The following is a 12,111-nucleotide window of genomic DNA, read 5'->3' as shown; positions in this document are numbered from 1 at the left end:
TTAAGGTCATGCAAGAGCTGGACAGCATCAACCGGCGCATTCTGGCGGAACTGGTCGCCAATGCCCGGATCCCGATGACCGAACTGGCGCGGCGGGTCGGGCTGTCCAAGACCCCGGTCGCGCAGCGCATCCGCCAGATGGAGGAGATCGGGCTGATCCAGGGCTATCGCGCGATCCTGTCGCCGCTGTCGCTGGGTCTGACCCATGTCACCTATGTCGAGGCGCGGCTGAGCGATACGCGGCAAAAGGCGCTGGAACAGTTCAACGACGCCGTCCGCACCATCCACGAGGTCGAGGAATGTTACATGATCGCGGGCGGGTTCGACTATCTGCTGAAGGTCCGGTCGCGCGACATGGCGCATTTCCGGCAGATCATGGCCGACCGCATCTCGGGCCTGCCGCATGTCCACGCCACCACCAGTTTCGTCGCGATGGAGGCCGTGGTCGAGCAGAGCTGGACCGAAATCTGACCCCGATCCCGCCCGCGCCCCGGTTGCCGCAAGGGCAGCATTGCGCGTCAAGCGGGCATTGCCCTTGGGTCCGAAGGGGCATAGAAACCGCGAGGGCCGTGTTTTCTCGCCTTCCCGGGCGTGTGCGCGCCATGAAGCTATCATCAGGCGGTTCTGACATGACGAACGCATTACAGGCGGGATTGCGCGCCGGCATCGTGATCTTGGCAGGATGGGCGGGGCTTGCGGGCGCCGCACAGGCGCAGGCACCGGGTGGTGCGCCGCCGCCGCCGCAGGTGACGGTGGTCACGCTGCAGGCCGATGACGTCACGCTGACCTCGTCGCTGCCGGGCCGCGTCACCGCCTCGGCCGAGGCGGAACTGCGGCCGCAGGTCAATGGCATCATCATCGAGCGTCTGTTCGACGAGGGCCGGGTCGTCGAGCAGGGCGATCCGCTGTATCGTATCGACCCCCGCACCTATGAGGCCGCCGTGGCGCAGGCCGAGGCCTCGCTGGCGCAGGCGCAGGCGCAATCCGACGCGGCCGAGCGCGACGCCAAGCGCATCGGCACGCTGCGCGACCGCAGCGTCGCCACCCAGCAGGCCGAGGACAGCGCCATCTCCGCCCGCGACGCGGCGGCGGCAGCGGTCAAGGCCGCGCAGGCGGCGCTGGATGTGGCCAAGCTGGATCTGGAACGCACCACCGTCTCGGCGCCGCTGGACGGGGTGATCGGTCTGGCGCAGGCCTCGCAGGGGCAGTTGGTGACCGCCGGGCAGCAGATGCCCATGGCCGTGATCCGCCGCATCGACCCGGTGCTGGTGGACGTGACGCAATCGGCCGCCGATATCGTGCGCTGGCAGCGGCAGGGGGCCGCGGCCTCGCTGCCCAAGGGCGCCGGGCATCACGTCTCGCTGCGTCTGGCCGATGGCAGCATCTATGAACATACCGGGTCGCTGACCGGGGCAGAGCCGCATGTCGATGAAACCACCGGCGTCGTCACCCTGCGGATGGAATTCGCCAATCCCGACGGGCTGCTGCTGCCGGGCATGTATGTGCTGGCGGATATCCCGCAGGCGCTGCTGACCGATGTCGTGCTGGCCCCGCAAGAGGGCGTGACCCGCGACCGGCGCGGCCGTCCCATCGCCTATGTCGTCAACGCCGAGAACGTGGTCGAGGAACGCCCGCTGGAGATCGTGCAGGATCACGGCAACCAGTGGGTCGTGCGCGAGGGGCTGTCGGCGGGCGACCGTCTGGTCGTCGCCGGGTTGCAGCGCATCGGACCCGGCGTCACGGTGACGCCCGAGGAACGCGCCGCGCCTGACGCAGCCCCGCCCGCCGCCGCCGCACCGCCGATCGAGCCGCCCACCGAGGCCGAAGCCGAGGCAGACGCGGCCACCGCGCCCGACGCCGCGACCGGCGATGCCGACGCAGAGGGTGCCGCCCCGGCGACGGAGGGCGCGACCGAAGCGGCCGCCGAAGCCGCCAGCGACAGCGCGACAGACACTCCGGCAGAGACCCCGGCAGACACCCCGGCGACCGAGCCATAAGGCCGGCGTCAGACAGCCGATTGGAAAGCAAGCGACATGGCCCGTTTCTTCATTGATCGTCCGGTCTTTGCCTGGGTGATTTCGATCATCATCATGGGCATCGGGATCCTGGCGGTGCGCGCCCTGCCGGTCGCGCAATATCCGCAGATCGCGCCGCCCTCGGTGACGGTCAGCGCCAACTATCCCGGCGCCTCGGCCGATACGGTCGCCAACGCCGTCACGCAGGTCATCGAACAGCAGATGACCGGGCTGGACGGGCTGCGCTATATCTCGTCCAGTTCGACCTCGGCCGGGACGTCGTCCACGGTGCTGACCTTCGAGACCGGGACCGATGTCGATATCGCGCAGGTGCAGGTCCAGAACAAGCTGAGCCAGGCCCTGCCGCTGCTGCCGCAGCCGGTGCAGCGCCAGGGCGTCACCGTCGAAAAGGCCACCACCGGCTTTCTGATGGTCATCGGCCTGATCGGGGACGAGAATTACGACGAAACCGACCTGTCCGACTATCTGGTCACCAACCTCGTCGACGACCTCAGCCGGATCGAGGGGATCGGCCGGGTGCAGGTCTTTGGCGCGCAATACGCCATGCGGATCTGGCTCGACCCCGAGCGCATGGCCGCCTATGAAATCGCGCCCGCCGATGTGGTCGGCGCGGTGTCGGCCCAGAACACGCAGATCTCGGCGGGTTCCTTCGGCGGTCTGCCCACGGTCGAGGGCCAGCAGCTCAACGCCACCGTCACCGCGCAATCGCTGCTGTCCACCCCGGCAGAATTCGGCCAGATCGTCTTGCGGGCCGAGGAAAACGGCGGGCTGGTGCTGTTGCAGGACGTGGCCGATATCGAGATCGGCGCCCAGTCCTATGTCGCCAATGCCAGCTATAACGGCCGCCCCTCGGCCGGGATGGCGCTGTCGCTGGCGCCCGGCGCCAACGCGCTGGACACCGCCGAGCGGGTCAAGGAGCGGATGGTCGAATTCGCCCGCTTTTTCCCCGAGGGCGTCGAATATGTCGTGCCCTTCGACACCACGCCCTTTGTCGCGATTTCCATCGAGGAGGTGGTCAAGACGCTGATCGAGGCCGTGGTCCTGGTCTTCATCGTCATGTTCGTCTTCCTGCAAAGCCTGCGGGCGACGCTGATCCCCACGCTGGCGGTGCCCATCGTGCTGCTGGGGACGTTCGGGATCATGGCGGTGCTGGGGTTCACCATCAACACGCTGACCATGCTGGCCATGGTGCTGGCCATCGGCCTGCTGGTCGACGACGCCATCGTGGTGGTCGAGAACGTCGAGCGGATCATGGAGGAAGAGGGGCTGCCCCCACGCGAGGCGACGCGAAAATCCATGGACCAGATCACCGGGGCGCTGATCGGCATCGCGCTGGTGCTGTCGGCGGTGTTCGTGCCCATGGCGTTTTTCGGCGGCTCGACCGGGGTCATCTATCAGCAATTCGCCATCACCATCGTCTCGGCCATGGGGCTGTCGGTGGTGGTCGCGCTGACGCTGACGCCGGCGCTGTGTGCCTCGCTGCTGAAGCCGGGCCACGCGAAAAAACGCGGGCTGTTCGGGATCTTCAACCGCGGCTTCGACGCCACCACGCGCGGCTATACCGGCGCGGTGGGCTGGATGGTGCGGCGGCCGCTGCGGGTGCTGGTGGTCTTTGCCTTGCTGGTCGCCTTGATGGTGACGCTGTTCATCCGCACCCCGCAAAGCTTTCTGCCCGACGAGGATCAGGGCATCATGTTCGTGCTGATCCAGGGACCGACCGGCTCCACGGTCGAGCGGACGCAGGCTGTCGTCCAGCAGGTCGAGGATTATTTCCTGACGCAAGAGGCCGAGGTGGTCGATTCCATGTTCGGCGTCACCGGCTTCAGCTTTGCCGGTCAGGGGCAGAACGTCGGCATGGCCTTCGTGCGGCTGAAGGACTGGTCCGAGCGTCCCGACCCCTCGCAATCGGTGCAGGCCGTGGCGGGCCGCGCCTTCCCGGCGCTGTCGGGCATCCGCGACGCGATGGTCTTCCCCATCGTGCCGCCTGCCGTGATCGAGCTTGGCAACGCCTCTGGCTTCGACTTCTACCTGCAGGCCCGCGGCGGTCAGACGCACGAGCAGTTGCTGGACGCGCGCAACCAGTTGCTGGGCATGGCCGCGCAAAGCGAGCTGGTGACCCAGACCCGCCCCACCGGGCTGGAGGATGCGGCGCAATACCGGCTGAACATCGACTGGCGCAAGGCCGGTGCCATGGGCATTACCGCGACCGATGTGGCCAATGTGCTGCAGGTCGCCTGGACCGGCGCCTATGTGAACGACTTCATCGACCGGGGCCGGATCAAGAAGGTCTATGTGCAGGGCGAGGCATCCAGCCGCGCCGTGCCGACCGATCTGGACAAGTGGCGGGTGCGCAACGCGACCGGCGGGCTGGTGCCGTTTTCCAACTTTGCGGAGGGGGAATGGACCTTCGGGCCGCAGGGTCTCAGCCGCTATAACGGCGCGCCGGCGATGCAGATCCAGGGCTCGACCATGCCCGGCGTCAGTTCGGGCGACGCGATGGCCGAGATCGAGCGTCTGGCCAGCCAGCTGCCCGACGGCTTCAGCGTCGCCTGGACCGGGCTGTCGCTGGAAGAGCGCGAAAGCGGCGACCAGACCACGCTGCTGTATGCGCTGTCGCTGCTGGCCGTGTTCCTGTGCCTCGCGGCGCTGTATGAAAGCTGGTCGATCCCGCTGGCGGTAATGCTGGTCATGCCCATCGGCGTGCTGGGCGCGCTGCTGGGGGCGGTCCTGGGCGGCTTCGACAACGGGGTGTTCTTTCAGGTCGGCCTGCTGACCGTGATTGGCCTGACCGGCAAGAACGCCATCCTGATCGTCGAGTTCGCCCGCGAACAGTCCGAGGCCGGGGTGCCGCTGTATCGCGCCGTGGTCGAGGCCGCGCGGCAGCGCTTCCGCCCGATCATCATGACCTCGATCGCGTTCTCGCTGGGCGTGCTGCCGCTGGCGCTGTCCACCGGCGCGGGGGCCAATGGTCGCAACGCCATCGGCGCCACGGTGCTGGGCGGGACGCTGCTGGCGACGGTGCTGGGCATCCTGTTCGCGCCGCTCTTCTATGTGCTGATGCGCCGCCTGCTGGGCCGCAAGGATCAGGTGGACGACGAATCGGCGGCGTGACGGCCTCGCCGCCGGTCCCGCCGTTTCCGCAAGGTCAGGACGCAGCATGAGCCGCACCGCTTTCGTCCATATCGGCCTGTCGAAGACCGGCACCACCTCGATCCAGCGCAGCCTTGCCCGGTCGCGCGACTGGCTGGGGGCGGCGGGGCTGTGCTATCCGGGGCATGGATCGGATCACGCGGAGCTTCTGGCGACCCTCCACCCGCAGGGGGCGGCGCATCACTATTTCAAGGTCTATGACGATGGCGACCCGCACGCGCGGGCGCAGCGTCTTTGGGACGAGGCCGCTGCGGCCAGCGGCGACGTGATCCTGTCCAGCGAGTATTTCGCGGGCCTCGGCAGGGCGGGGGCGGAAAGGCTGCGGGACCGACTGGCCGCGATGGGGTTTTCGCCGGTCGTCGTCTGCTACCTGCGGCACCCGGTCAATGCGGCGATCTCGCTGGCGCAGCAGATGATCAAGATGAATGACCGCAGCCTTGCCGAGGTGATTGCCGCACCCCCCGTGCCGCCGATCCGCAGCATCCTTGGGGCGTTTTCGGCGGTTTTCGGGGTCGCGAACCTGCGCGTGGTCGATTTCTCGGCGGCCGCGTCGCAGGGGCTGTTACGCAACCTCATGTCGATCCTTGGCCGGCCGGAGCTGACCGACGCACTGACGGTCGAGCGGGCGAATGAGGGGCTGACCATGGACGCGGCGATCCTGTGCGACCTGCACCGCCGCATGACGCAGGAAAACGGCCGCCCGCCCTTTCCGCGCCATCTGGTGTTTGAGCTGACCGACAGCAAGTTCACCCTGCCCGAGCCGACTCTGGCGAAGGTGCGTCAGGACGGGCAGGCGCATGTCGATTGGGTGCGCGAGACCTTCGGGGTCGAGCTGGTCGAGGCGGCGGTGTCCGCGCGCTATCGGCCGAACGTGACCCCTGCCTCGATCATGGCGCTGCTCAACGCGGGGCGCTAGGGGTCGCGCGAGGGGTCCTCAGACGCCCGCCGCCCTTACTCCGCGTCAGCGGGAGGCGTCTCCTCGGCCTCGCTCGCGTTCAGCTTGCGCAGCGCGGCGCGGAAGCTGTCGGCGGGGGTGTGGGCGAGGGTGACGGCGTTCGCCTCGGGGTGGCGGGCGAGGTGTTCGGCGATCAGGCGGTGGCCCAGACCATAGCCCGACCAGCGGCGGATCTTGCCGCTGCCAAAGAACCATTCCGCGTGGTCGTAATCGCGCCGCGACCATTCCTGCGCGGCGCGGCGGGCCAGCCCGTCGGACGGATTCACCGCGTCCCAGGGGTCGGCGGCGCCGCCCAGCACCTGCCGGACGAAATGCCCCGCCAGCCCCTCGCTGACCAGGGCCTCGCCCAGCGATTTGCCATAACCCGGCCCGTCCCAGCGGATCAGGTGGTGGAATTCATGCACCAGCGTCCGGATGAAGATCTCGGCCGAGAAGCGCGCCGGGTCGATGGTGATCTGAATCTGGCCCGGCGCGGGCGCATAGCCGCCGATCCCCCAGCCGGTCATCACCTCGTCACCGCTGCAAATCACCAGATCGAAGGGCGGCAGGTCGGCATGTTCGCATGACCGCGCCACGGCCTCGCGCGTGGCGGCGCGGGCCTCGGACAGAAGCCCGATCAGCGCGTTCCGCGCGTTCAGGAAATGCAGGTGATAGACCATGGCGTGGGGCGGGCGGGGCCGGATCAGACCTCGGGGACCAGAACCTCGCGCTTGCCGACATGGTTTGCGCTGCTGACCACGCCCTGTTCCTCCATCATCTCGACGATGCGTGCGGCCTTGTTATAGCCGATCGCCAGCTTGCGCTGAATATAGCTGGTCGAGCATTTGCGGTCGCGCGCCACGATCATCACCGCCTGATCATACAGCACGTCATCGCCATCGGCCGAGTTGCCAAGGCCCAGAACGGCGTTGATGTCGCTGGCAACGTCGTCTTCAGGGCCGTCCACCACGCCGGATTTATACGAGGGCGGGCCAAAGGATTTCAGGTGGTTGACGACCTCTTCGACCTCTTCATCACTGACGAAGGGGCCGTGGACGCGGGTGATGCGGCTGCCGCCGGCCATGTAGAGCATGTCGCCCTGACCCAGCAATTGCTCGGCCCCCTGCTCGCCCAGAATGGTGCGGCTGTCGATCTTGGAGGTGACCTGGAACGAGATCCGGGTCGGGAAGTTCGCCTTGATCGTGCCGGTGATGACATCGACCGAGGGGCGCTGCGTGGCCATGATCAGGTGGATGCCGCTGGCCCGCGCCATCTGCGCCAGACGCTGGATGCAGGCCTCGATTTCCTTGCCGGCGACCATCATCAGGTCGGCCATCTCGTCCACGATGACGACGATATAGGGGAAGGTTTCGGGCTGGAATTCCTCGGTCTCGAAGACGGGTTCGCCGGTGTCCTCGTCAAAGCCGGTCTGGACGGTGCGGCGGAACATCTCGTCCTTGGCCAGCGCCTCGCGGACGCGGCCGTTATAGCCCTCGATGTTGCGGACGCCCATCTTGGACATCTTGCGGTAACGCTCCTCCATCTCGGCCACGACCCATTTCAGCGCCACCACCGCCTTTTTCGGGTCCGTCACCACGGGCGAGAGCAGATGCGGAATCCCGTCATAGACCGACAGTTCCAGCATCTTGGGGTCGATCATGATCAGCCGGCATTCCTCGGGCGTCAGCTTGTAAAGCAGCGACAGGATCATGGTGTTGATGGCGACCGACTTGCCGCTGCCGGTGGTCCCGGCAATCAGCAGATGCGGCATCTTGGCGAGGTTGGACACCACCGGGCCGCCGCCGATATCCTTGCCCAGCGCCAGCGGCAGCGGAAAGCCGGTGTCGCCGTAGGCCTTGGCCGACAGGATCTCGCGCAGCAGCACCTTTTCGCGGCGGGCATTGGGCAGTTCGATGCCGATCACGGTGCGGCCGGGCACGGTGCTGACCCGCGCCGACAGCGCCGACATAGACCGTGCGATGTCGTCCGACAGCCCGATCACGCGCGAGGCCTTCAGCCCCGGGGCCGGTTCCAGTTCATACAGCGTCACCACAGGGCCGGGATGGACGGCGGTGATCTGGCCCTTGACGCCGTAATCGTCCAGCACCGCTTCCAGCATCCGGGCATTCTCGCCCAAGGCCTCGTCGGACAGCTGGTGGCGTTCGATGGTGGTGGGCGCGGTCAGCAGCGACAGGGGCGGACATTCGAAATCGCTGGCGCTGTCGTCGAAGCGCAGCGCCGGCTGCGCCTCGGCGCGGGCCTGACGCGAGGGCGCGGCGGGTTTCTGCGCCGGGGTCACGACGCGCGGGGTCTCCGCGCCAAAGGGGTGCGGCGTCACCGGCGGTTCGGGCGGGGGCAGCGGGTCGGGCAGCTCGCCAGAGGCGCGGCGCGCGTTCAGCCGCTGCGTGACCGAGCTGAGCAGGTTGCTGCCGCGCCGCGAGATGACATCGGTGATCCGCGCCGACACCTCGTCCGAGGACGGGGCCTGCGCGTCATGGGCCAGCGGCTCGACCAGTTCGGAATCCGCCGCCCACTCGGCCTCGGGTTCCGCCATGCGGCGGCGGTGGATCGGGGGCTCGGCCTCGCTGCGGGTCTCGCCACGGCTGCGGCCGCGCTTGGCGATGCCCTGCGCCGCGCCCACCGCGCCGGTCGCGCCGCGGCCCAGCAGGCGCAGCATCAGATCGAAGGCGGTCAGCAGCCCGACCAGCAGCCAGCGCAGCAGACGCCGCGCCTCGGCCATGTCGAAACCCAGCACAAAGCCGTAAAACACCACTGAGGCGAAGGCCATCATCACCGCGCCGACCTTCAGCGAGGCGGCGGGGCCAAAGGGCAGCAGCGTCATCACCCCGCCCATCATCATGTCGCCGAAATGCCCGCCAAGGCCGAAATTCTCCTCCCACCCCGGGGGCGGCACCAGCGAGGCGCAATAGATCGACCCGATGGCCACGGCGATGGGCAGGAAGCCGGCGCGCATCAGCCGTTCCTCGCCGCGATGGATCATCAGCCGCAGGCCCCAGACCAGCGCGCCAAGCGCCAGGCCCCAGGCGCCATAGCCCGCGATCATCATCAGCGGCGCGGCCAGATAGGCGCCAAAGCGGCCCAGCAGGTTCACCGGCGGCTGATCGGTGGCGGCCAGAAAGCTGGGATCGTCGGGCGACCAGCTATACAGCACCAAGGCCAGCACCGCCGCCAGCACCACCAGCCCGGCGCCGATCAGTTCCTTGCCGCGACGTTCCAGCGCCGCCTGCGTGTTCTGGTCGAACAGGGGGTCGCGCCCCTTTGCCTGCCAGCTTGCCATGTTCAAGCCCCCCGATAGATCGTCTGCCGCAACAGGCCAAGCGCCCTTGCGGTGGTGTCCTCGTCCGCGACCAGGGCCACGCGGATATAGCCTTGCCCCGGATTTTCGTCCCCGACCTGACGCGCCAGATAGGCGCCGGGCAGGACCTGAATCCCCGCCTCGCGCCACAGCGTCACCGCCGCTGCCTCGCCATCCTCGACCGGCAGCCACAGGAAGAACCCGGCCTCGGGGCCGCGATAGCCGGGAACATTGCCCAGCAACCGGTCGGCGAGGTCGTATTTGCGCTGATACAGCGCGCGATTGGCGTCCACATGCGCCTCGTCCGCCCAGGCGGCGGCGCTGACCGCCTGCGCGGGCAGCGGCACCGGCGCGCCGGAATAGCTGCGCAGCCGGCGCAGCGCGGCGATGTTCGCCTCGCTTCCGGCGGCGAAGCCAGAGCGCAGGCCGGGCAGGTTCGACCGCTTCGACAGCGAGTTGAAGATCACCACCCGGTCGGCCAGCCCCATCCGGTCAGCCACCGCCAGCGCCCCCGGCGGCGGGGTGTCGCGGTAGATTTCAGAGTAACATTCGTCCGAAAAGACCAGGAAATCATGCCGGTCCGCCAGTTCCAGCAGCCGTTCCAGATAGGCGTCCGAGGCCACGCTGCCCTGCGGATTGGCGGGCGAGCAGATATAGGCGATCACGGTCCGGTCCAGCAGCGACGGGTCGAGCGCGGCGTAATCGGGCAGGAATCCGGTCTGTTCGGTGGCCGGGACAAAGACCGGCTGGGCGCTGACCGCGGCGGCGGCGACGGCATAGACCTGATAGAACGGGTTCGGGATCAGGATCGCGGGCCGGTCGCCGGCCTTCTGTTCGGGACACAGCGCCAAGGCGGCGTTGAACAGCCCCTCGCGCGTGCCGTTCAGCGCTGTGATGCGGCTGGGCGACAGATCGACGCCGTAACGGCGCTGCACCCAGCCCGCGATGGCGTCCAGCAGCTCTGGCGTGCCCTCGTTCGGGGGGTATTTGCCGAACAGGTGCAGCGTCTCGGTGATGATCGGCGCCACGAAATCGGGCATCGGGTGGCGCGGCTCGCCGATGGTCATGATGACGGGCTCGCCGCCGGGTCCGACCCCGTTCAGCAGGTTGCGCAGGCGCGGGAATGCGTATTCCGGCAGGTTCGAAAACCGCTCGGGTTGTGCCATGACTGCCTCTCGATCAGGGTCGTTGCGCCCTGTTTTGACCCAAGGTTACAACAAGAGCGGCGCTCGCGTCCAGCCGCATCAGGCCGACAGCGCCGCCTCGATCCCGCGCGCGGTCCGCAGCAGGTGCCGGTCGCCGCCCGCCGGACCCATGGCCATCAGCCCGCAGGCCGGGCGCTGGGTCGGGATCGAGATGGCGGGCAGGCCCAGCAGGTTGCCGATCCGGGTGTTGCGCAGCGTCAGCAGGTTCTCGGCCGCGAAGAAATCGGCATCGTCCAGCAGCGACTGGCGGTCGGGCGGCAGGTTGGCGGCACTGGGCAGGATCACCGCGTCGAAACCCGCGACGCTGGCGGCCCAATCGGCGCGCAGCCGGTTCAGCGTGATCCAGCCGGCGACGTAATCGGGGGCGCTGACCTTTTCCCCGGCGCGGAAGCGGGTCAGGATTGGCGGATACATCGCCTCGGGCGCGGCCTCGATATGGGCGGCCCAGGTTCCGTAAGCCTCGGGCGCGAACAGGGTCGGGGACAGGGCCATCGCCTCGGCCACGCTGGGCAGGTTTGCGCGGCTGATCAGGGCGCCGGCGCGGGACAGCATCTCGACCGCCTCTTCGAATGCCGCCACCGGCCCCTCGCGCGCATCGTCAAAGGGCACGCCGTCCAGAACCAGCAGGCGCAGCCCGGCGGGGCGGGCCTCGGTCAGGTCGGGCGCGCGGCTGGCGGTCAGGGCGGCGAAGATCTCGGCGCAGTCCTCGACGCTGCGGGCCAAGGGGCCAGCCACGTCGAAGCGCGCGCATAGCGGCACCACCCCCGCCATCGGCACCGCCCCCGGCGTCGGCTTGAAGCCGACCAGCCCGTTCCACGCCGCCGGCAAGCGGATCGAGCCGCCGGTATCGGTGCCGATGCTCGCCGCCGCCAGCCCCAGCGCCACCGACACGGCAGAGCCGGAACTGGACCCCCCCGGCGCCAGCGCGGGATCGAGTGCGTTGGGCGAGGTCGCGGTGATCGGGTTCAGCCCCAGCCCGCTGAAGGCCAGTTCCGTCATGTGGGTCTTGCCCAGACAGCCCATCCCGGCCAGCCCGGCGTTCCTGACCAGCGCCGCATCGGCGTCGGGCACCCGGTCCGCCAGCAGCGCCGAGCCGGCCTCGGTCAGCGTGCCGGCGGTGTCGATATTGTCCTTGAGGCTGATCGCGACCCCGTCCAGCAGCCCGCGCCGGACCCCGTGACGGGCGCGGTCATGGGCGGCAATGGCGGCCGAGCGCGCGCGCTCCGGCGTCAGCCGGGCATAGATCAGGTCACGGTCGGGGTGGCGGTCCGCTGCGTCCAGATAGGCGTCGGTCAAGTCGATGGGCGAAACCAGCCCCGCCATGATCGCCCGCCCCTGTTCGCATGCCGTCGCTGTCAGCCATTCCATCGCCGCCGCGCCCCCTGATCGCCATGTTCCAGCCCCTTCAGGACGCTAATCCGCCCCGCCGCCTGCGTCCATGATCTTTTCCCGCATGGACGCAGCCGAAAGC

Annotated in this window: 8 protein-coding genes; 4 read left to right on the top strand and 4 right to left on the bottom strand. The window is 68.6% G+C overall.

Features of this window, described 5'->3' with window-relative positions:
- The first annotated feature begins 8 nt into the window (after positions 1-8).
- The 4 genes from CYR75_RS12365 (at position 9) to CYR75_RS12350 (ending at position 6,101) form a co-directional block, all read left to right on the top strand.
- Positions 9-470: an Lrp/AsnC family transcriptional regulator gene (locus CYR75_RS12365; RefSeq protein ID WP_101500313.1), complete on the top strand. Its 462-nt coding sequence runs from the start codon at positions 9-11 to the stop codon at positions 468-470.
- A 158-nt stretch (positions 471-628) separates the two neighbouring features.
- The gene (locus CYR75_RS12360) at positions 629-1,996 is read left to right on the top strand and encodes an efflux RND transporter periplasmic adaptor subunit (protein ID WP_101500312.1); all 1,368 of its coding nucleotides are present in this window, start codon (positions 629-631) and stop codon (positions 1,994-1,996) included.
- A 36-nt stretch (positions 1,997-2,032) separates the two neighbouring features.
- The gene (locus CYR75_RS12355) at positions 2,033-5,146 is read left to right on the top strand and encodes an efflux RND transporter permease subunit (protein WP_101500311.1); all 3,114 of its coding nucleotides are present in this window, start codon (positions 2,033-2,035) and stop codon (positions 5,144-5,146) included.
- A 46-nt stretch (positions 5,147-5,192) separates the two neighbouring features.
- A complete protein-coding gene (locus tag CYR75_RS12350; RefSeq protein ID WP_101500310.1) occupies positions 5,193-6,101 on the top strand; it encodes a hypothetical protein in 909 nt (302 codons plus the stop codon).
- A gap of 35 nt (positions 6,102-6,136) precedes the next feature.
- Here CYR75_RS12350 and CYR75_RS12345 read toward each other — a convergent pair whose 3' ends face one another.
- The 4 genes from CYR75_RS12345 to CYR75_RS12330 form a co-directional block, all read right to left on the bottom strand.
- The gene (locus CYR75_RS12345) at positions 6,137-6,799 is read right to left on the bottom strand and encodes a DUF2268 domain-containing putative Zn-dependent protease (RefSeq protein ID WP_101500309.1); all 663 of its coding nucleotides are present in this window, start codon (positions 6,797-6,799) and stop codon (positions 6,137-6,139) included.
- A gap of 23 nt (positions 6,800-6,822) precedes the next feature.
- The gene (locus CYR75_RS12340) at positions 6,823-9,417 is read right to left on the bottom strand and encodes a DNA translocase FtsK (protein ID WP_101500308.1); all 2,595 of its coding nucleotides are present in this window, start codon (positions 9,415-9,417) and stop codon (positions 6,823-6,825) included.
- Positions 9,418-9,419: 2 nt separating this feature from the next.
- Positions 9,420-10,601 carry an aminotransferase class I/II-fold pyridoxal phosphate-dependent enzyme gene (locus CYR75_RS12335; RefSeq protein ID WP_101500307.1) on the bottom strand — a complete coding sequence of 394 codons (1,182 nt, stop codon included), beginning with the start codon at positions 10,599-10,601 and terminating at the stop codon, positions 9,420-9,422.
- 78 nt (positions 10,602-10,679) lie between these two features.
- The gene (locus CYR75_RS12330) at positions 10,680-12,008 is read right to left on the bottom strand and encodes an amidase (RefSeq protein WP_101500306.1); all 1,329 of its coding nucleotides are present in this window, start codon (positions 12,006-12,008) and stop codon (positions 10,680-10,682) included.
- Positions 12,009-12,111 lie beyond the last annotated feature (103 nt).

The sequence above is a fragment of the Paracoccus jeotgali genome, from assembly GCF_002865605.1.
GTDB lineage: Bacteria > Pseudomonadota > Alphaproteobacteria > Rhodobacterales > Rhodobacteraceae > Paracoccus > Paracoccus jeotgali.
This window is presented reverse-complemented; position numbering and strand designations above follow the sequence as displayed.

Bases quoted from the DNA above. Each gene is read 5' to 3' on its own strand.
- CYR75_RS12365 (WP_101500313.1), top strand. From the start codon at position 9: ATGCAAGAGCTGGACAGCATCAACCGGCGCATTCTGGCGGAACTGGTC.
- CYR75_RS12360 (WP_101500312.1), top strand. From the start codon at position 629: ATGACGAACGCATTACAGGCGGGATTGCGCGCCGGCATCGTGATCTTG.
- CYR75_RS12355 (WP_101500311.1), top strand. From the start codon at position 2,033: ATGGCCCGTTTCTTCATTGATCGTCCGGTCTTTGCCTGGGTGATTTCG.
- CYR75_RS12350 (WP_101500310.1), top strand. From the start codon at position 5,193: ATGAGCCGCACCGCTTTCGTCCATATCGGCCTGTCGAAGACCGGCACC.
- CYR75_RS12345 (WP_101500309.1), bottom strand. From the start codon at position 6,799: ATGGTCTATCACCTGCATTTCCTGAACGCGCGGAACGCGCTGATCGGG.
- CYR75_RS12340 (WP_101500308.1), bottom strand. From the start codon at position 9,417: ATGGCAAGCTGGCAGGCAAAGGGGCGCGACCCCCTGTTCGACCAGAAC.
- CYR75_RS12335 (WP_101500307.1), bottom strand. From the start codon at position 10,601: ATGGCACAACCCGAGCGGTTTTCGAACCTGCCGGAATACGCATTCCCG.
- CYR75_RS12330 (WP_101500306.1), bottom strand. From the start codon at position 12,008: ATGGAATGGCTGACAGCGACGGCATGCGAACAGGGGCGGGCGATCATG.